The 19,958-nt window shown below is 59.2% G+C and carries 22 protein-coding genes; 6 read left to right on the forward strand and 16 right to left on the reverse strand.

Annotated features, from left to right (window positions below):
- Positions 1 to 306 precede the first annotated feature (306 nt).
- Positions 307 to 648, forward strand: a complete 342-nt coding sequence (locus EIH26_RS01025; protein WP_124060366.1) for a type II toxin-antitoxin system RelB/DinJ family antitoxin — start codon at positions 307 to 309, stop codon at positions 646 to 648.
- Positions 649 to 657: 9 nt separating this feature from the next.
- The gene (locus tag EIH26_RS01030; RefSeq protein ID WP_124060367.1) at positions 658 to 1,026 is read left to right on the forward strand and encodes a PIN domain-containing protein; all 369 of its coding nucleotides are present in this window, start codon (positions 658 to 660) and stop codon (positions 1,024 to 1,026) included.
- Positions 1,027 to 1,309: 283 nt separating this feature from the next.
- Here the strand turns inward: EIH26_RS01030 and EIH26_RS01035 are convergent, their stop codons facing one another.
- Together EIH26_RS01035 and EIH26_RS01040 are read right to left on the reverse strand one after the other, a co-directional pair.
- On the reverse strand, positions 1,310 to 2,545 hold the full coding sequence (locus tag EIH26_RS01035) for a cell wall metabolism sensor histidine kinase WalK (RefSeq protein WP_241152717.1): 1,236 nt from the start codon (positions 2,543 to 2,545) through the stop codon (positions 1,310 to 1,312).
- A 112-nt stretch (positions 2,546 to 2,657) separates the two neighbouring features.
- Positions 2,658 to 3,353 (reverse strand): response regulator transcription factor, encoded by a 696-nt coding sequence (locus EIH26_RS01040; RefSeq protein WP_124060369.1) that lies wholly within the window; start codon positions 3,351 to 3,353, stop codon positions 2,658 to 2,660.
- Between the two features lie 161 nt (positions 3,354 to 3,514).
- On the opposite strand from EIH26_RS01040, the gene EIH26_RS01045 reads away from it, so the two are divergent.
- The 4 genes from EIH26_RS01045 (at position 3,515) to EIH26_RS01060 (ending at position 6,581) form a co-directional block, all read left to right on the forward strand.
- A complete protein-coding gene (locus EIH26_RS01045) occupies positions 3,515 to 3,745 on the forward strand; it encodes a hypothetical protein (protein ID WP_124060370.1) in 231 nt (76 codons plus the stop codon).
- A gap of 153 nt (positions 3,746 to 3,898) precedes the next feature.
- Positions 3,899 to 4,699 (forward strand): efflux RND transporter periplasmic adaptor subunit, encoded by an 801-nt coding sequence (locus EIH26_RS01050; protein WP_164470935.1) that lies wholly within the window; start codon positions 3,899 to 3,901, stop codon positions 4,697 to 4,699.
- A gap of 85 nt (positions 4,700 to 4,784) precedes the next feature.
- Positions 4,785 to 5,420, forward strand: coding sequence for an ABC transporter ATP-binding protein (locus tag EIH26_RS01055; protein WP_304999823.1), 636 nt, complete (start codon positions 4,785 to 4,787; stop codon positions 5,418 to 5,420).
- A 3-nt stretch (positions 5,421 to 5,423) separates the two neighbouring features.
- Entirely contained in the window at positions 5,424 to 6,581 is a 1,158-nt protein-coding gene (locus tag EIH26_RS01060) for an ABC transporter permease (protein ID WP_124060373.1), read from the forward strand.
- A 185-nt stretch (positions 6,582 to 6,766) separates the two neighbouring features.
- Here the strand turns inward: EIH26_RS01060 and EIH26_RS01065 are convergent, their stop codons facing one another.
- From EIH26_RS01065 to EIH26_RS01130, 14 genes are all read right to left on the reverse strand, one after another.
- Positions 6,767 to 7,201: a F0F1 ATP synthase subunit epsilon gene (locus EIH26_RS01065; protein WP_124060374.1), complete on the reverse strand. Its 435-nt coding sequence runs from the start codon at positions 7,199 to 7,201 to the stop codon at positions 6,767 to 6,769.
- Complete coding sequence (gene atpD, locus EIH26_RS01070) at positions 7,194 to 8,654, reverse strand: F0F1 ATP synthase subunit beta (RefSeq protein ID WP_124060375.1); 1,461 nt, start codon at positions 8,652 to 8,654, stop codon at positions 7,194 to 7,196. The genes EIH26_RS01065 and atpD overlap by 8 nt, the downstream gene beginning before the upstream one ends.
- Complete coding sequence (atpG, locus tag EIH26_RS01075; protein WP_124060376.1) at positions 8,655 to 9,584, reverse strand: ATP synthase F1 subunit gamma; 930 nt, start codon at positions 9,582 to 9,584, stop codon at positions 8,655 to 8,657.
- A gap of 12 nt (positions 9,585 to 9,596) precedes the next feature.
- A complete protein-coding gene (gene atpA / locus EIH26_RS01080; protein ID WP_206424645.1) occupies positions 9,597 to 11,168 on the reverse strand; it encodes a F0F1 ATP synthase subunit alpha in 1,572 nt (523 codons plus the stop codon).
- Positions 11,169 to 11,181: 13 nt separating this feature from the next.
- Positions 11,182 to 11,742, reverse strand: coding sequence for an ATP synthase F1 subunit delta (atpH, locus tag EIH26_RS01085; protein ID WP_241152718.1), 561 nt, complete (start codon positions 11,740 to 11,742; stop codon positions 11,182 to 11,184).
- Positions 11,732 to 12,340 carry a F0F1 ATP synthase subunit B gene (gene atpF, locus EIH26_RS01090; RefSeq protein WP_124060378.1) on the reverse strand — a complete coding sequence of 203 codons (609 nt, stop codon included), beginning with the start codon at positions 12,338 to 12,340 and terminating at the stop codon, positions 11,732 to 11,734. Before atpF ends, atpH begins: the two co-directional genes overlap by 11 nt.
- Positions 12,341 to 12,396: 56 nt before the next feature.
- Entirely contained in the window at positions 12,397 to 12,615 is a 219-nt protein-coding gene (gene atpE / locus EIH26_RS01095) for an ATP synthase F0 subunit C (RefSeq protein WP_082019687.1), read from the reverse strand.
- Positions 12,616 to 12,759: 144 nt separating this feature from the next.
- Complete coding sequence (atpB, locus tag EIH26_RS01100) at positions 12,760 to 13,548, reverse strand: F0F1 ATP synthase subunit A (RefSeq protein WP_124060379.1); 789 nt, start codon at positions 13,546 to 13,548, stop codon at positions 12,760 to 12,762.
- Positions 13,549 to 13,563: 15 nt separating this feature from the next.
- Positions 13,564 to 13,845: a hypothetical protein gene (locus EIH26_RS01105; protein ID WP_124060380.1), complete on the reverse strand. Its 282-nt coding sequence runs from the start codon at positions 13,843 to 13,845 to the stop codon at positions 13,564 to 13,566.
- 177 nt (positions 13,846 to 14,022) lie between these two features.
- The gene (upp, locus tag EIH26_RS01110; RefSeq protein WP_124060381.1) at positions 14,023 to 14,673 is read right to left on the reverse strand and encodes a uracil phosphoribosyltransferase; all 651 of its coding nucleotides are present in this window, start codon (positions 14,671 to 14,673) and stop codon (positions 14,023 to 14,025) included.
- Positions 14,674 to 14,877: 204 nt separating this feature from the next.
- A complete protein-coding gene (gene glyA / locus EIH26_RS01115; protein ID WP_124060382.1) occupies positions 14,878 to 16,131 on the reverse strand; it encodes a serine hydroxymethyltransferase in 1,254 nt (417 codons plus the stop codon).
- A gap of 144 nt (positions 16,132 to 16,275) precedes the next feature.
- Positions 16,276 to 16,710: a ribose 5-phosphate isomerase B gene (rpiB, locus tag EIH26_RS01120; protein WP_124060383.1), complete on the reverse strand. Its 435-nt coding sequence runs from the start codon at positions 16,708 to 16,710 to the stop codon at positions 16,276 to 16,278.
- Positions 16,711 to 16,851: 141 nt separating this feature from the next.
- Positions 16,852 to 18,360: a glycerol kinase GlpK gene (gene glpK / locus EIH26_RS01125; protein WP_124060384.1), complete on the reverse strand. Its 1,509-nt coding sequence runs from the start codon at positions 18,358 to 18,360 to the stop codon at positions 16,852 to 16,854.
- Positions 18,353 to 19,954 (reverse strand): L-threonylcarbamoyladenylate synthase, encoded by a 1,602-nt coding sequence (locus EIH26_RS01130; protein ID WP_164470936.1) that lies wholly within the window; start codon positions 19,952 to 19,954, stop codon positions 18,353 to 18,355. The genes glpK and EIH26_RS01130 overlap by 8 nt, the downstream gene beginning before the upstream one ends.
- Positions 19,955 to 19,958 lie beyond the last annotated feature (4 nt).

Raw genomic sequence — 19,958 nt, forward strand, 5'->3', positions numbered from 1 at the left:
ACTCCGCACGACCCCCTTTCATGAACTTATCGAGTAATGATGGATTCATGAATTCTTTATAAATACGGAGCACCACCATTCTAAGCATTCTCCGCCGCTTTCCTCTCTTGATTTGCAAGAAATTCTGTAGAAATTTACTCATAAGCGCATGTCATAAGCGAAAAATAACGAGATTTATCTGTTTGTATCGATCGTTTTCACAAGTGTGTTACTACCTAAGTTTTTGGTATTACAAAACTTAAATCATTTTTTTGTAATACTATTGCATTACATCTAACTATAACATCATGAAAGAAAGGGCAGATCATGGGAAAAGACGCATTGATACAGGTACGCATCGATGCCGAAAAAAAGCGGCGAGCGGAAGCGTTTTTCGAGGCGATGGGCATGTCGCTTTCCGACGGGATTCGCATTTTCGTGTCCCATTGCGTCGCTCGGCAGCGATTTCCCTTCGAAATCCATCCTTCGGTGAAAGAGACCAAGGGAAACGGGTTCGCAATACTGAAACCGTATGCGAGCGCGGCCCAGCGCGGCAGCGAACGCGAGGCGTGGATCAATTCGCTTATCTCGGCACCCGACGTTCTGATCGGAAATGCGGATGAAACCACCAATGTAGGCGGCGACAAAGCCTACCGCATCGGCTACTAAGGAGGCGTCGTGCATACCGTTATCGACGAATCGGTTATTCTGCGCTACCTGCTTGACGACGACAAGACGGAATCCAAGCAGGCCTTCAATATCATCTCCACCGGCGAGGCTCGAACCTACCCCGAGTCCATCGCACGCGTCGCCATTACCCTGCGCGACGTCTACCACGTCCCCCGCACGGTCATCGGTACGGCGTTGCTCTACCTTCTGGAAGACGTCCATATCAACGACCAGGCCATCGTCGAGTACTCGGTGCGCCTGTTCGCCTCGACCGTACTGGACTACAACGACTGCCTCCTGCTTGCCCGCAACGCAGTAGCCGGAAACCCCATCGTCACCTTCGACAAACCCATCCTGAAGCGCAGCTTCAAGATATAGGCATGATGACGAGATTTGAATTCCGGACAAGACAGTCATACGATAGATCGCTCCCTCTTCTCAAACATCGTTTTGAAAAAAACGAGCCGGCTATGCCGGCTCGAGTCTGAGAGGAAAGAGATCCGGGTTCGGTGAGAACGATGGGTGCCGATTCGGAACCGGCCAAAGACGAGGCGGCCTTATGGGCAGCTGTCAGCAAAAGAGAGGAAGGAAACGAAACGCTCAGATCGACCCGTTGGTCGGTATCGACCGAGGAAGTCGCAACCGCCCATCCACAGGATGGCTATCCGACTCGATGCGGAAGCGTTATGAGAACACGCGTACCTCGTCCAACGAGATTCCCCCCTATTTCGATGCAGCCGTCATGCGCCTGAACGATCGCCTTGGCCATCGCCAACCCAAGACCCCTGCCGCCTTGAGAAGCCCGCGCTTTGTCAGCCCTGTAGAATCGATCGAAGGCGTTGTGGGCATCCTCGGCCGAAATCCCTATGCCGGTATCGCGCACCTCGATATACACGTTGCGACCGCCGGAATACGTCGATACCTCTATACGATCTCCCGGTTCCGTGTACTTCACGGCATTATCGAGCACGATAGCCGCAAGCTGCCTTATCTTATCGAGATCGGCGCACAGCACAATCGAATCCGGACCAGAGAACGCGATCTGCTTACCCTGCAAAGAAGCGTATTCGGAATACGCCGTCGTCATAGACCCCAAAACTTCCACCAGATCGAAGGACGACCGATCCAACTGCGGCTCATCCGAGTCCAAAGCGGTAAGCGACAGGAGATCTTCCGCCAACCTCGCCAATCTATCAGACTCTTCCACCGTAGCCACGATGTTCTCGAAATGATCGATTATCCGATCATTGGGCTTCTCTAAAAGAAGCTCCTGCGAGGCTTTGATAACAGCCAAAGGAGTTTTCAACTCGTGCGAGGCGTTCTGCACGAAATCGGCTTGCTTGCGCCAAGCATGGGTGAGGGGACGAACCGCCCTCTTGGAAAGGAAGAAGCTCAGGCAAGCCGCCAAAACGAGCGCCACGGTAAATCCGATGATCATCGTTTTGGTGAATATATGAAGAATCGAAACCTCCGAATCGACTCCCGCCATAACTTCGGCGTACCCAACTAAATCAGACCCGGATTCCAGTTTGAAAGATAGAACCCTCAGACTAACCCCATCGTAGAACCGAACTTCGGGAACCTCTAAAGACGCGGTGTTAAAAGAGGTCTGGTCAAGAAACCTAGGATAGGACGAGTACATGCTAACCGCATTCACCAACCGACCATCCACGTCTCTAATGGTGAAGATGAACAGGGGGTTCTCTCCTATGCTGTTATCTGCGGCCTCAAGCAGTACCTTGGAGAGCTTACCGTCTAATTCAGAGTCCTCGTCGATCGGGGGGGAGAACTCAAAAGCATCCTGCCCCCCGATCGACGAGGCGAAAAAGCCGAGATCGCCCGGTTCGGATATAGAATCCCTCACAGAGTACAGCCGCTTGTCCACACTCGAAAACAAGCTACTGCTTACCTGGTAGTATATGAAGAACCCCAGAATAGACAGGACCGCGAACATCACAGCAAAGAAAGTGAGCGAGCTTTTAACTAGTTCTTTGTTGAGAAGACGCCGCTCAGCTCGTAGCATTTTTTTCTCTCTCATCGTCATCGAGCAGATACCCCGCTCCCCGTATGGTTTTAATGTAGCGATCGTATCCATAAGGTCTGAGCTGTTTTCTTACGGCACTCACATACACCTCCACTACGCTTTCGGACGTATCGGACAGAAACCCCCACACTCGATCGAAAATCTTACCCTTGGAAACCAATTGTCCTTTCTTTGAAACCAGGAACTCCAGCACATCGTACTGACGGCCTTTCACATCCACCACTTCCCCATTGATGGATACCGAATGAGTTTCGGGATAAAGCACCATGCCCTTGAAGATCAACTCGTTTTTTTGCTCCATCCCTAAGCTGCGACGCAAAATCGCGTCTATCCGAAGCAGGAACTCGTCTTTTGAAAAAGGTTTGACCAGATAGTCATCCGCACCCAGTTTGAACCCCCTGATCCGACCGTCAAGGGATCCGATAGCCGTCAGAACCAAAACGGGTGTGCCGATACCCTCTTTCCGTATCTTCTCCAAAACCTCGTATCCGCCCATCTCGGGAAGAAGCAGGTCGAGAACGATAAGGTCGAACACACCCTCTTTTGCGTAGAAGTATCCTTCGTATCCATCAAAGGCCTGCACGACGGAATATCGAGGTTCCAGAATGCTTTTGATAGCATGGGATAGGCGCTCGTTATCCTCGATTACCAGTATCTTCAACGACTTTCCCTTCATTAAGAGAACCCGACGTTCAGGTCCCATAACGCAACCGAACACCTCGCCATGGTATCACGCTAGAAAACTCGCTTAAGACTTCTTTAAGGGTTGCTCCCTTACACTTCGCTCTGTCCTAGGAAACGGCAAACGAAAAGGAGACAGACATGAAAAAGAACTCTTCGTTTAAATGGATCGTCATAGCACTGATCGCGGCAATCGCGATAGCCGGAGCGCTCTTGGCGGTAAAGAATTCGGGGGTACAGACCATAAACGGAGATCCTACCGAACAGGCCCAGGGGCAGTCCTTCGAAGTTGATCCCAACAATCCTCCCGAGGGGATGGATATCCAAATCGATCCCGGCGCCAAGGAACTCATGTCCAACGACAAGAAATAACCCGATACCCCTCACCCCAAGCCAATCGCACCCGAAAGGCCATCAATGAACAGAGTTGGAAAGACAATCACCGCGCTTGCGCTATGCAGCGTCTTCGCGGCCCTCGTATGGGCCCTCGCTGGGTGGTCTCTGCCCTTCGCAGGGCAAGATTCCATGGCCAGCACAGATGAAACTGCTAATCAGCCTACTGCCTTGGTAGAAAAAGGCACCGTCGAGACAAAGGTGACCGGTCCAGGAGAAATCAAGGGCTCGTGGAGCGGCAAGCTTTCAGTAGATAAGAACCGTTGGTTCAAAGACTCGCCCGTTACCTTGAACCAACGTATCGCCAAAGGGACAACCCTGGTGAATTACACCTACGGAAAGCCCCTCGTCGCACCTTACGATCTGGTGGTTACTTCAAAGAACCTCCCGTCCAAAACAAATCAGCCCCTCAGCGACGACCATTACCTCGAAGTGACACGCGTCGATTCCCTCAACGTCGATGTTGCTGTCAACGAAAGCGATATTCTGAAGGTACACGAAGGTCAGGAAGTAGACGTAACCGTCGGTTCCTCCGAAGAAACGCCGATCAAAGGATCAGTTGCATCCATAAACCAGATCGGAGCCTACAACACGTCCGGATCAAAATACACCGTAACCGTTTCCATCCCCAACGAAGATGGAAATATATTCGTCGGCATGTCCGCGAATCTCAGCATCAAAGCATCCCAGGTTTCCGACGTGCTTACGGTTCCCGTCAGTGCCATTTCAACCGATGGAGAAAAGCCGATGGTCTCAGTGATCGGAGACGACGGCTCCGTCGAACACAAAGAGGTTTCGATCGGACTTTCCGACGGCCAGAAAACCGAGATCAGCGGTGATATCCACGAAGGTGACCGAGTTATCTTGAAGATCGCTTCTCCTTCGGGTGGAATGTCGATCCCCTCCAACGAAAACCACGAACCATCGAAATAGGGATCCCATGAAACCACAAGAGCTTACACAGACAAGCACAAAGCCCCCTGCAATAGAGATGTCCGGGATCCGAAAATCCTACCGAATGGGCGACGAAGAGGTGCACGCCCTAGATGGCATCGACTTCAGAGTCGATGTCGGAGAATTCGTCGCAGTAGTTGGAGCATCAGGTTCGGGAAAATCGACCCTGATGAACATCATCGGGCTTTTGGATGAACCCGATGAGGGGGTCTATCTTCTCAACGGGCGCAATGCCCGATCGCTCTCGGACGGCGAATCAGCAGCTATACGCAACCGAACCATCGGGTTCGTATTCCAGGACTTCAGCCTTTTGCCAACCATGAACGCATTCGAGAACGTCCGCCTACCCCTGCTTTATCGGGGGATGCATCCCAAAGAAGCAAGCGAAAAGGCGATGGAGCACCTCGATCTGGTGGGACTGGAATCCAGGGCCCACCATCTGCCCACTCAACTTTCCGGTGGACAGCAGCAACGCGTCGCCATAGCACGAGCTCTGGCAGGAGATCCCCAGGTGCTTTTGGCCGATGAACCAACTGGAGCCCTGGACTCCAAAACCAGCGAAGAAGTAATGCAGCTTCTGGAAAAATCAAACAAGAGCGGCCAAACCATCGTGTTCATCACCCATAACCCCGATCTCGCCTTGAGAACGGGTCGCACCGTATCGATTTCCGATGGGAAGATAAGGGAAGGAGCGATCTAGAGCATGAAGCTTTTGCAAATACTGCGTGAATCGTTCCTGAACGTGATGAGGAACAAGCTACGCACCGCCCTCACCATGCTGGGTCTGGTCATAGGCATCGCCTCGGTCATCATTCTAGTGGGGATCGGAGACGGATCTAACCATCAGGTATCTCAGAAGATCAAATCCCTCGGAGGCGACGTCATCTCAGCATATGCCTACAACGGGAGCAACATGACATACAGGGACATCGAGGGTATCCGATCACTAGACAGCGTTGGCGCAGCCGCCCCCTCTAAAAGTCTGTCTGCCAATGTCTCGTCCAACCACCGCAAGCTCGGTCAGACAAGCCTCACCGCTTCGGATGAAAACTATCTGGAGGCAAGGAACCTCAAACTCCTCAGCGGACGAAATCTATCCATCGCCGATCGCGTGAACAAGAGCAAGGTCTGCGTCGTCGGAGAGAAAGTGGCCAGAGAGGTATCGCGAGGAGGTGAAGCGCTGGGGACCAGACTAAAAATAGATGGCGATATCTTCACTATCGTAGGAGTTGTGAAATCGCAAGGCGAATCAATGGGGCTTAATACCGACGACCTGGTGACCATCCCTCTGACAACCGCCGACGACATGGGATACGGATCTGACTTTAACAAAGCCTACGTAAAGGCTGCCGACGCAGATAGCGTCAATGCGGCGAAAAAGGATACGGAGTCGTTCTTGGCGAACGAGGCGCACCTGAAACCCAGCTCTTTTGTGGTAAACACCCAGGGCGAGCTTCTCAACGCCGGAGCGTCGGTCAACCAAACCATGAGCGCCCTTCTGGGCGGTATCGCCAGCATATCCCTGATCGTTGCGGGGGTCGGCGTCATGAACGTGATGCTGGTATCGGTAACGGAGCGCATCCGAGAAATCGGAATCAAAAAGGCGCTCGGAGCCCGCAAGATAGACATTATGGGACAATTCCTCTGCGAAGCGCTCATCATAAGCGCCCTTGGAGGAGCGGCGGGTATCGCAGGCGGTTTGGCACTCGGGTATGCGGTAGGGTCAGCTGGACTCGCATTCGAACCTTCCGCAGGCATCGTAGGCATCGCAGCCGTCACCAGCATTGCAATCGGTCTGATATTCGGTTTGCTTCCTTCGTACCGAGCGGCCAGCCTCAATCCGATCGAAGCTCTGAAATAAACCGGAATCTCTGCGAATCAATCGATAGTTTCTGGAAAGGCCGCCCGATTGGGCGGCCTTTCTCCGTTTACGAAGCACCTTTGCAGAACCTGGTGGCTTTAACAAAAAAGGTGCGCCCTCAGCAGACGCACCTTCAAAATCGAAGATTTTGGATACTCGGCAAAGCTCAATGAAGAGCTCGGCTCTTAATGATCGGTTTCTCCCACTGCTCTCAAACGTGCTTCGCACCATGCCATGTCTTCGGCACGGAGACGATCCCGCCGCATACGGTCGAGACCTAGATCCTCCGAATCAAGCATTCCGGCATCGTCCAGCGAAGCCAGCTCGGTCCTCACCGCCACCGGATCGATTTCGTCGATACGGCAACCAAAACGGGGAAGAACGGACAGGTGGTTGTTCAGCACCTGCGTCGCCCCTCCCATAATGAGGAACTGAGCCCTCTCCTTACCCTCAGCATCAAACCAAAGCGTCAGCGCGCCGGTGCGGTTCAATCCGACGAAGCTCTCGTGTCCGCTCAGCACGCCGTAGTCGCCGTCGATACCCGGAATGCTGGCGTAATCCACCTCGCCCGAGTACAGCTCCCTAGTAGGAATAGCGACCACGGCACGAAACTTAGGCATTTGCTTCTTCCTTCATCTTCTCGTAAGCAGCATGGACATCCTCGATGGAGCCCTTCATGCGGAAGCACTGCTCGGGGATCTCATCGCACTCGCCGTCGAGGATGGCGGCGAAGGAGCGGACGGTGTCTTCGAGCTTCACGTACTGGCCGGGCAGACCGGTAAACTGCTCGGCAACGTGGAAGCACTGACCGAAGAACTGCTGGGCCTTGCGGGCGCGGTTAACGGTGAGCTTCTGATCCTCGGACAGTTCGTCCATACCGAGAATGGCGATGATGTCCTGGAGGTCCTTGTAGTTCTGCAGCAGCTCCTGGATGCCGACGGCTACGCGGTAGTGCTCTTCGCCAACGATCTGGGGATCCAGTGCGCGGGAAGAAGACTCCAGCGGATCGACGGCCGGGTAGATGCCCAACTCGGCGATGGAGCGCGACAAAACGGTACGGGCGTCCAGATGGGTGAACGTGGTGGCCGGAGCCGGGTCGGTAAGGTCGTCGGCGGGAACGTAGACGGCCTGAACCGACGTGATGGAGCCGGTCTTGGTGGACGTAATGCGCTCCTGCAGGTCGCCCATCTCGGTAGCCAGCGTGGGCTGGTAACCCACGGCGGAGGGCATGCGGCCCAGAAGCGCGGACACTTCGGAACCGGCCTGCGTAAAGCGGAAGATGTTGTCGATGAACAGCAGAACGTCCTGACCCTGGTCGCGGAAGTACTCCGCCTCGGTCAGACCTGCCAGGCCGACGCGCAGACGCGCTCCGGGAGGCTCGTTCATCTGGCCGTACACGAGGCAGGTTTTGTTAACGACACCCGACTCGCTCATCTCGAGGAACAGGTCGGTACCCTCGCGGGTGCGCTCGCCGACGCCGGTGAAGACCGACGTGCCGCCATGCTCCTGCGCCAGGTTGTTGATGAGCTCCTGGATGATAACGGTCTTGCCGACACCAGCGCCGCCGAACAGACCCGTCTTGCCGCCGCGAACGAACGGCTCGATGAGGTCGATGGCCTTGATGCCGGTCTCGAAGATCTCCGTGGTAGTGGAGAGCTCTTCGTAGGCGGGCGCGGGACGATGAATGGGCATGAAGCCCTCGATGTCCTCGGGAACGGGCTTCTCGTCAACGGGTTGGCCCATGACGTTCCAGATGCGACCGAGGGTCTGGGGGCCGACGGGCATCATGATGGGATGACCCGTGTCTTGAACCTCGAGGCCGCGAACGAGGCCGTCGGTCGAAGACATGGCGACGGAGCGAACGAGGTTGCCGGGCAGGTGCGTTTCGACTTCCAGCACGATATGCACGTCGCCGGCAGCGGTAGCGGCGTCGATCGTAAGCGCGTTGTAGATCGCCGGGATGCTCTCCGGCGAGAACTCAACGTCCACAACGGGTCCGACGATACGCACGATGCGACCGGTTGCGCCCTTGCTGGCCTCGAGCTCCTCTCTGGTAAATAGATTCTGACTCATTTAATCCTCCAAAGCAGCGGCGCCGCCGACGATCTCGTTGATCTCGGTAGTGATGGCGCCCTGACGTTCACGGTTATACAGTCTGGTAAGCGTCTCGACCATCTCGATGGCGTTGTCGGTGGCCGACTTCATGGCAGTGCGGCGAGCACCCTGCTCTGCAGCGGCTGAATCGACCAGCGCGAAATACATGATCGTGTCCAAGAACGACTGCAAAAGATAGGCCATGGCCGTCTCCGCGTCGGGCTCGAAATCGACATCTCCTCCGGGCACGTCCGCCGCGTGGTCGCGGAAGTCGTAGTAGACGTCCTCGTCCTTGGCTTTGATGCCCAGGGCCTCGGAAAAACGCCGTTCGGGAACGGGAAGCACCATCTCGGTCACCAGTCGCTGCTCGGCGCTGTTCTTAGCGTGATTGAACAGAACGACCACCTCGTCGAGGGATCCCGTACGATAGCCCTCGCTCACGTAGCCGGCGATCTGAGCCGCCTGCTCGAAAGTCGGATCGGCGGAGAGGTTCGCGAACGCGAGCACGGGCTTGACGCCGCGGTACTCGAAGTATCCGGTTCCCTTCTTTCCGCAGGAAACGACCTCGACCTCGATGCCCTGCCGCTCCTTCTCGTGGATGAGCTTTTCGGCGGCGCGCAGGATGTTGCTGTTGAAACCGCCGGCAAGCCCTCGATCGGACGTCACGACCACGATGGCGCTTCGCTTCACTTCCTCGCGCCTCTGCAAAAGGGGCTCGGAAGCGAGAGGCGCGTACTTCGCGGTGCTCATGAGGGCGTCGGACAAGGCGTTTGCCCAGGGAACCGACTGCTCCATGCGCGCCGTCGCACGGCGGATCTTCGCAGCGGCGACCATTTCCATGGTGCGCGTGATCTGCTTCGTGGACGTGACAGAGTTGATACGTCGTTCTATGTCGTGAAGGTTAGGCATATGCTCCCTGCCTTACACCGAAGGCGCGAACTGGGTCTTGAACGCCTCGAGAGCGGCATCCAGACCGGCTTTGGTCTCGTCGGTGAACTTCTTTTCCTTCTCGATGTCATCGATGAGCTCGGGCTTCGACGCGTGCAGGTACTCCAGCATCTCGGCGCGGAAACGCACCGTGTCGCCAACCGGAATGTCGTCGAGGAAGCCCCGACCGCCCGCATAGATGGAGATGGACTGATCCATGAACGACATCGGCACGTAGCGGCCCTGCTTCAACAGCTCGGTCATGTGCGCACCGCGGTTCAGCTGATCCTGCGTGGCCTTGTCCAGGTCGCTACCGAACTGGGTGAACGCCTGCAGCTCGCGATAGGCCGCCAGGTCGAGGCGCAGCGTACCGGCAACGGACTTCATGGCCTTGGTCTGCGCGGAGCCGCCGACGCGAGAGACGGACAGACCGACGTTGACCGCAGGACGCTGACCCTGGAAGAACTGGTCGGTTGACAGGTAGATCTGACCGTCCGTAATCGAGATCACGTTGGTAGGAATGTAGGCGGAAACGTCGCCCGCCTGGGTCTCGATGATCGGCAGAGCCGTCATGGAACCGCGGCCGTACTCGTCGGACATCTTCACGGCGCGCTCCAGCAAGCGGGAGTGCAGGTAGAAGATGTCACCGGGGTACGCCTCGCGTCCGGGCGGACGGCGCAGCGTCAGCGACATCTGACGGTATGCAACGGCCTGCTTGGACAGGTCGTCGTAGACCACCAGCACGTGGCGACCCGGATTCTCGGGGCCGGCGGGCTTGCCGTCCTCGCCGTTGTAGACGAAGTGCTCGCCGATCGCAGCGCCCGCCATCGGGGCGATGTATTGCAGAGGGGCGGAATCGGCAGCCGTGGCGGACACGACGACGGTGTAATCCATGGCGCCAAAGCGCTCGAGGTTCTCGACGACGCCGGCAACCGTGGCGGCTTTCTGACCGACTGCAACGTAGATGCAGATCATGTCTTTGCCCTTTTGGTTGATAATGGCATCGATCGCGATGGCCGTCTTGCCGGTCTGACGGTCGCCGATGATAAGCTCGCGCTGGCCGCGCCCAATGGGCACCATCGCGTCGATGGCCAAAATACCGGTCTGCATGGGCTCGTGAACAGGTTTGCGGCTGATGACGCCGGGCGCCTTGAACTCGACCGGACGCATGCCCTCGGCCTCGATGGGACCCTTGCCGTCGATCGGCATGCCCAGGGGGTTCACCACGCGACCGAGCATGGCCCTGCCCGAAGGAACCTCCATGATACGACCCGTGGTGTGGACCTGGTCGTTTTCCTTGATTGCGGTGACGTCACCGAGAAGAACGGCGCCGACCTCGTCCTCTTCGAGGTTCTGAGCCAAACCGTACACGGTTTTTCCGCCCGCGCCGACGAACTCGAGAAGCTCGCCTGCCATAGCGCCTTTCAGGCCGTCAACGCGCGCGATGCCGTCGCCGATCTGAATGACGGTTCCGACCTCGCGGGAATCGACGCCTACCTCCAAATTCTCCAGCTGCTTGCGCAGGGTTTCGTCGATAGACTGTGCGGTGATTTCAGTCACTAGCATTCACCTCCGTCTTCTATACTCGTTTGAGCGCTTCGCGAACGTTATCGACCTTCGTTTGCACGCTTGCGTCGATGCGCTCGCCATTGGCGCTCATTACAATGCCGCCCAGAATGGACTCGTCGATGCGCTCGTCAAGCACAACGTTCATGCCCAGTCCGGATTCGGCTTTCCGTTTAATAACTTCGCGAAGGCGATCGTCAAGCGCAACGGCGGTGGTGACGGACACCACGCACACCTTCAGCTTGCTGGCGATCAGACCCTCGTACGCGTCCCGCACGTGCGGGAGAAGCGCCGTTTCTCGGCGCTCGGCCATGACGCCCAGCACCTCGACCAAAGCGAGGTTCGCATCCGCAAAGACGCTCTTGATCACGCTCGCATGCTGCTCGGGCGTATAGGCAGAGTCTGCCAGAACGCTTTTGAGCTCGGCGTTCTCACGGATCGCGGAGACGACCTCGGCGGCCTGGCCGCGCACTTCCAGCACGCCGTCCTGCCCACCTGCGTTGAATGCAGCGTCGAATAGGATCTGCGCATACGTGGCGATCTGCCCTTTTACGACAAGACGGTTAGTTGGCATTGAAGCTGCCCGCCTCGTTCACGTAGCGCTCGATGATGCGGCGATGCTCGTCGTCGGACAGATCCTCGCCCACAAGGCGGGACGCAACGGACACCGAGATGTCGGCGATGGAGCCCTGAAGCTCGGCCATAGCGGCCTTCTTCTCGGCTTCGATGGCGATGCGCGCCTTCTCGATCATCGCGGAAGCTTCGCTTTGCGCCTGATTGGTGATTTCGGCCTTCGCCGCCTCACCCGTCTGCTTGGCGTCGGCCACGATCTTGGCGGCCTGGGCCTTCGCTTCGGCGAGTTCCTTTTTGTACTCTTCCAGAACGCGCTCGGATTCGATGCGCGACTCCTCGGATTTCCTGAGGGACTCGGCGATGGTCGCCTCGCGCTTCTCCAGCATGCCCTCGAACAGGGGCCAGCCGAACTTGCCGAGGATGACGACCAAGATCAGGAAGGCGATCAGCATGGGGATGAACTCCACCATGTCGGGCAGGATAACCGCCACGCCCTCCTTGGACTCCGCGAATGCGAGCGCAGGGAAAGCAAAAGCCATGCTCGCACCGGCCGCGACGCGGACCAGGAGAGCGGATGCTTCGTTTGCTCTCTTATTCACTGAGTAACCTCCTTCAAAAGCCTTATGCGGCGAAACGATTCCGATAAGGGCGAAGGCTACATGATGAACGCGAGAACGAAGCCCAGAAGCGCGAGGGCTTCCGCAAGAGCGGCGCCAAGGATGAAGTTGGTGAACAGACGGCCGGCCATCTCGGGCTGACGGGCGGTGCCGACGCACAGGCCGTAGCAGGCGATGCCGATGCCGATGCCGGGGCCGATGGCCGCGAGGCCGTAACCTACGACTTTGAGGGCACTAATGACGAAAACAGTTTCCACGATTTCCTCCTTTTGCCGTCTCTGAACACCTATTCAAAGACACCGGTTTTACTATGCGCCAACGGCCGTGGAAGAGAGCCGATGAGACCTGGATGAACGCACCGCTTCGGGGAAGGTGCCTCCCGCATTCGCCGCCTAAGCGACCTAGTGCTCGGACGTGGCCAACTGGATGTACACGGCCGACAGCACCGTGAAGACGTACGCCTGAAGAAACGCGACCAGCGTTTCGAGGGCGTACATGGCCACCAGCAGGGCCATCCAGAGAATGGAAACGCCGCCGACGAGGGGCATGGCTCCCTCGATGACGGACTGGATGAACGAGAACGCGAAGATGGAGAACACGCCGAGAGCCATATGGCCTGCGAACATGTTGCCGTACAGTCGGACCGCAAGGGTAAGCGCGCGCAGCACGAGCGACAGGAACTCGAAGAACCAGATGACGGGAACCATAGGCGCGGGCAGTCCGGACGGGGCGATGGACTTGAGGTAGCCCCAACCGCCATGGGCCTTGACGCCCCAGTAGTTGAAGTAGACGAATGCGATAAGGGAAAGCGCCCAGGTGATGCTGATAGATCCCGTGGGCGTCTTGCAGCCGGGGATCAGACCGACCATGTTCGAAATCAGGATGAAGAAGAACATGGTGGCCAGAAACGGCACGTGCTTGCGGTACCCATGGCCGATGGTGCCCTCGCCCATATCGCGGCGGACGAACTGGTAGCCGGTTTCGATCATGTTGACGAACCGGTTGTTCGGGACCAGCGTGAGGCGCCGCGCCGCAACCAGAACGACAACGAGGGTAAGGGCACACGTGATGCACAGCCAAAGCACGTACTGGGTGATACCGATGCCGGATCCGAAATTGGCGACGAACGCCGAGTCGAACGACTCCTTAAGCTCCGGTACGTGGTGATTGACCAAGTCTAGTGGATTCACGAAACTACCCTTTCCCTACTTGCGAACAAGCTTGTATACGTTGAAGGCAACCGCCGATCCGATGAGGGCGAAGAACTCGGCCAGAACGAAGGGCAGCGCCGCATCGCGCGCAACCGCGATGCAAGCGACGACCGCGACAGCCACAACCAAAAAAGAAACGAGCACCCCGAGCAGAAGCGCTCCGAGGAACCCGAAGTTACTGGTGGGGGTAGCCTTTCGCGCGATGCGCTGGGCGCCCATGAGCGGGAGGAAGCCCGCAACACCGGCCAGAGCGCCAAGTACGATAGCTACGACCATGTCTCTCTTTCTTTGCGCGCGGCGATTCGCGTACGTACATAAAGCATCAATATAATAGCGGATGGATGCGTATTCGTTAAACGTTATCCGCTAATAGGCCCCGTAAAACCCTCGATCGTCGGTGAAGAACCCATTTTGCACACAAGCGGCCGAGGCGCATCCCCCTCGAGGGAAAACCTACTTCGTGCCGAAGATGCGGTCGCCCGCGTCGCCCAGACCCGGCACGATATAGCAGTCCTCATTCATGCCTTCGTCAACGGCGCACGTGAACACCTGCACCTCGGGATCGGCCGCCAAAACAGCGCGAATACCCTCGGGAGCCGCGACGATAACCGCAAGCTTGAGGTTTTTCACGCCGCATTTGCGCAGGTAGTGCAAGGCGGCGATGGCGGATCCGCCCGTTGCCAGCATAGGATCGACCACCAGAACCTCACGCGAGGCGATGTCCTCGGGCATCTTGGCGTAGTACTCGTGGGGCTCGTGCGTGGTCTCGTCGCGGTACATGCCCAGATGCCCCACCTTGGCGGCCGGCATAAGCTCGAGCATGCCCTCGACCATGCCCAGACCCGCACGCAGGATGGGAACGATCGCAAGCTTCTTCCCCTGGACCATCTTGCAGGTCGCTTCGGTGATCGGGGTCTTCACCCGCACATCTTCCAGGGGAAGGTCGCGCGTGGCCTCGTACCCCTCGAACAGCGCCAGCTCGCGCACCAGTTCGCGAAACTGCTTGGACGACGTGCCCTCATCGCGCAGAATGGCGAGCTTGTGCTGAACCATCGGATGATCGACGACGGTTACGCGGGTACCGAACTCTTCGATGAAGCTCATAGGTTCGACCTTTCGTATGAGGACTGGGCAGCTGTTCCAGACGGTTTTTATCTATCCGAACGAGGATACAACAAAGGAGCCCGCCATATGCGGGCTCCTTGCAAGTTCTTCAAGAAGAGATGCGACGCGATTCCGAGTTCGGGGCCGCCCGCCGAAGCGGCGCCCCACCGAGTCGCATGGTTTTCACAGACGGCCCAAAAAAGCCTAGTACTCGATGGCATCGTACAGAGGGTGCGCGGCGATGAGCGCGTCGACGCCCGCCTTGACTTCAGCGAGTCCGGCCTCGTCGCCCGCGTTGAACACCGCTTCGGCGATGAACTTGCCGATCTGGTAGAACTCGTCGGCGCTGAATCCGCGCGTCGTGCCCGCCGCGGTTCCCACGCGGATGCCCGACGTGACGAACGGGGAAAGCTGCTCGTTGGGGATGGTGTTCTTGTTCACGGTCAGCCCCACCGACTCCAGCAGCTTCTCGGCGTCCTTGCCGGTCACGCCCGCAGGGGTCAGATCGACCAGGCACAGATGGTTGTCCGTGCCGCCCGTCACAAGGCGCAGGCCCCCTTCGGTCATGCCGCGACCCATGGCCGCGCAGTTCTCGACCACGCGCGCGATGTAGTCGGCGAAAGACGGCTGAAGGGCCTCGCCGAAGGCAACGGCCTTGGCGGCGATAACGTGCATGAGCGGACCGCCCTGAGATCCGGGGAACACGGCGGAGTTCAGCTTTTTGGCCAGCTCCTCGCTATTCGTGAGGATGAGGCCGCCGCGCGGGCCGCGCAGGGTCTTGTGCGTCGTGGTGGTGACCACGTCAGCATGGGGAACGGGACTGGGGTGCGCGCCCGTCGCCACCAGGCCGGCGATGTGGGCCATATCAACCATGAGCAGCGCACCGACGCCGTGCGCGATCGCGGCGATGCGCTCGAAATCGATGAGGCGGGGGTAGGCCGAAGCTCCGGCAACGATGAGCTGGGGCCGATGCTGCTCAGCCAAACGCTGCATCTCGTCGTAGTCGATTCGCTCGTCGGCGGTGAGGCCGTACGGGATCACGTTGTACAGCTTGCCCGAGAAGTTCGCCTTAGAGCCGTGCGTGAGATGCCCGCCGTTGTCGAGGCTCATGCCCAGCACGGTGTCGCCGGGCTTGACGAGCGCCGCGTAGGCCGCGTAGTTCGCCTGGGCGCCCGAATGGGGCTGAACGTTGGCGAACTTGGCTCCGAACAACTGCTTGGCGCGCTCGATGGCCAGATTCTCGACGATATCGACCTTCTCGCATCCGCCGTAGTAGCGCTTGCCCGGATAGCCCTCCGCGTACTTATTGGTGAGAACCGTGCCCATGGCCTCCATGACAGCTGGTGAGACGATGTTCTCAGATGCGATCAGCTCGATCGTGCCGCGCTGGCGTGAGAGCTCTTGCCTCAACGCGTCGGCTACCTGAGGATCCGTCTGTGGTACGTAATTCAGCGTCATGAATGCCTCCTTGACTCGGTACCTGCCACTTCCCACGCTGTGGCCGCGTATACGAGCATCTACCCTAGCGCAATATCCCAGAAAAAACCGAGAAAACCGCCCACTGGTTAAAAGCGCTGGTTAGCGGAATGTTTTGGGATATTCCTAGTCGAGCGCCATGATCTTCTCGACGCGGCCGGCATGGCGACCGCCCCCGAACGGAGTCGAGAGGAAGGCCTCCACAATAGCGAGGTTGGTATCCGCATCGACGAAACGCCCCGACAGCGCGATGACGTTCGCATTGTTGTGCTCGCGAGCCAGCTGAGCGAACTCGACCGATACCACGTTGGCGGCGCGGATGCCCGCACACTTGTTCGCAGCGATGGCCATCCCTATACCCGTCCCGCACACCAGCACGCCGCGCTCGGCCCGCCCGGACTGGACGTCGCGCGCAACCGCCTCGGCGAAATCGGGATAGTCCACACGATCCTCGTTGTCGGGTCCGCGGTCGATCACCTCGTGCCCCAGCGCAGCGAGATGCCGTCTCACAAGCTCTTTCCCTTCAAATCCCGCATGGTCGCCGGCGATGCTGATCTTCATGCGCGCCCCTTCCGAACGAAACGAACCGTCTGCCGGTCCCATGGTACGCATCGGGCCGATCGCGCCTCGCTCCGACAGGGTGAAATCCACCAAAACCGCAGTTTGCGAACCGGACCGCGAACCGAAGGAGAGACGGCGCCCCTATCGTTCGCGCGGGGCGACCGTCATCGTGCGCTCAACCGCGCGATGCCAGCGCGCCAGAAGCGACGCCTGGGTCCGATCGTCCATCTCGGGCATGAACACCGAATCGGCGCGCCGCAGATCGTGCAGGCGGGCAAGCGACTCCCAGAATCCCGTCGTCAGACCCGCCAGATAGGCCGCGCCCAAAACGGTGGTCTCGGTGTTTTGCGGGCGGCGCAGCGGGGTGCGCAGGATATCGCTTTGGAACTGCAGCAGAAAGTCGTTGGATGACGCGCCGCCGTCCACGTTGAGCGTGCGCAGCTGGATGCCCGAATCGATCTGCATGGCATCGACCAGGTCGTACACCTGGTAGGCCAGAGCCTCCACGCCGGCGCGCACGATATGGGCGGCCTTCGTCCCGCGCGTCAAACCGAAAACGGCGCCGCGCGCGTCGGCGTCCCAGTACGGGGCGCCCAGACCCGTGAACGCCGGAACCACCACGACGCCGTCGGTGCCCGAAACGCTGCGCGCAACCGCTTCGGCATCCGCCGACGATGCGATAAGCCCCAGCTCGTCGCAAAGCCACTGGATAAGCGCACCGCCCATGAACACGCTGCCCTCCAACACGTATTCGGGCGCACGGGTTCCGGGCGCGCTTGCCGCCACCGATGTGATCAGCCCGTGCGTCGACGAGCACGCCTCATTGCCGGTGTGCATGAGCAGAAAGCAGCCGGTTCCGTAGGTGTTTTTCGCCTGGCCCGTCTCGAAGCAGAACTGCCCGAACAGAGCCGACTGCTGATCCCCCGCCACGCCGCAGATGGGAACTCCGGGCACCACCCCGTCCTTCGCGGTCCTGCCGAACACGCTGGCAGACGGCTTCACCTCGGGAAGCATCGACATCGGGACCCCGAACAGCTCGCACAGCCACGGATCCCAGCTCATGGTATGGATATCGAACAGCATGGTTCTGCTGGCGTTCGTAACGTCGGTAGCGTGAACCGCGCCATTGGTAAGCGTCCAGATAAGCCACGAATCGATCGTGCCAAACGCAAGGCGGCCCGCTTCGGCCCGTTGGCGCGCTCCCTCCACGTTGTCGAGGATCCACTTTATCTTGCTGGCCGAGAAATACGCGTCGGGAATCAGTCCCGTCTTCGCGCGCACCTCCCGCGCAATCACCGGATCCCCGCAGATCGCATCTACGATCTGAGCCGTTCGCCTGCACTGCCACACAATCGCGTTGTACACGGGCTCGCCCGTTTCGCGATCCCATACCACCGTGGTCTCGCGCTGGTTCGTGATGCCGATGCTGTCGATGTCCGACGCATCGAAACCGCGTGAAACCAGCAGCTCGGTCAAGGCCCCCAACTGAGCGGACAGGATATCGCGCGGATTGTGCTCGACCCAGCCGGGCCGCGGATAGTGCTGGGCGAAGGCGTTGCGAGCCACCCCGCAGATGCGGCCCTGAACATCGACCAGCATCGCGCGCGCCGACGTGGTCCCCTCGTCAAGCGCCACTACGTAGTCAGCCATCGATCAGCTCCTCGAGAAAACCCAGCACGTCGGCGAACAGCCGATCGCGCACGTAATCGTTGTGGGGCTCGTGACGCGCTCCCGCATACAGCCTCACCCTCACATCCCGAACGCCGGCGCCCGACAGCAGCGCCGAAACGCGCCTGACGCCCGCGCCGCGCTCCCCCACCGGGTCCTCGTCGCCCGATACCAAGAGAAAGGGCAGATCAGATGAGATGCAACGGGCGCTTTCAGGGGAAACGGCGCTGGATACGAACTGGGCGAGCACCGCATACCCTCCCGCCGAGAACATGAAACCACACAGGGGATCGGCCAGATAGGCATCGACTTCGCGCTCGTCGGTGGAAATCCAGTCGAGCGGCGTCCGCGCGTTTTCAACCGAACGGCTGTATCCGCCCACGCCCAAACCGTCGAGCAGCGAACTGCGATGCGTCGCGCCCTTCACCGCGATGATCGCGCGGGCCGCGATCCCGCCGGCCGCCGCAAGCGCCGCCGAAGGGTTTCCCGTACCCGACAGCACGGCCCCCGCCACGCCCTCGGAATGCCGGGCCAGGTAGGTACGGACGATGAAGCTCCCCATCGAGTGCCCGTACATGAAATACGGCGCTTCCGGAAAACGCTCGGAGGCGATGCGGCGCACCTCGTGCACGTCGTCGAGAATGGCTCGGTAGCCGCAGTCGGGCGGAATGTGGCCCCGGTCGTCGACAGATGGGGCCGTAAGTCCGTGTCCGAGCATGTCCATGCCGCACACCGCGAACCCGCGATGCACCAGAAATCCGATGAGGGGCCGGTAACGCTCGATGTATTCGGCCATCCCATGAACCAGATGGATCACGCCGCGAACCGGGCGCGCCGCGGGAACCCATACGAACGCGTTTACCCGGCAGCCCCCTCCATGCGATGGGAACGCTATCGACCAGGCCTCCAAATCGGTCTCTGCAGAATCACTCCGCTCTCGGCCCCCCGCGTCGCAAAGCGCAGAAGCGCCCCCCTCGGACAAAACCGCAAGCAAGTCCGATTCAGAGATCGATCCCGCACGAAGCACCACGGGAGCCTCGCCCGTGCAGTCGAGAACCGTGGATGCGCACCCGCACGGATCGATCGAGGGATCGTCGAGGACGACGCCGGCCGCATCGGCCACATCGGCATCGACGTGTTCGAGCGTCGGGGTGTCGGGCGCGCCCGAAACGTTCGCCGACGTGGTGGCAAGGGGGGATCCGACCGCCTCGACAAGCGCGCGGGCCGTCGCCGCGGCGGGCATGCGCAAACCGATGGTTCCCCGCGGACCGCGATACGCCTCGGGCACCTCGTCTGACGCCTTCACGATCAACGTGAGGGCGCCGGGCCAGAAGCGCTCGGCTGCAGCGCGCGCGAACGGCGCAACGTCCTTGCCGTAGCGCAGCAGATCCCCAACCGAGCCGACCAGCCAGGCGATGGGCTTGCCCTCGTCGCGGCGCTTGAGGTCGTAAAGAACCCGGGGGCTCGGGGCGTATCGCACGCTCACGCCCAGACCGCACACCGTATCGGTGGGAAAAATGACGGCCCGACCCTTGCGCAGCGCCTCCACCGCCTGGGGAAAGCTTGCAATATCCATCGAT

The sequence above is a fragment of the Gordonibacter sp. Marseille-P4307 genome (genome assembly GCF_900604965.1).
Taxonomy (GTDB): Bacteria; Actinomycetota; Coriobacteriia; order Coriobacteriales; family Eggerthellaceae; genus Berryella.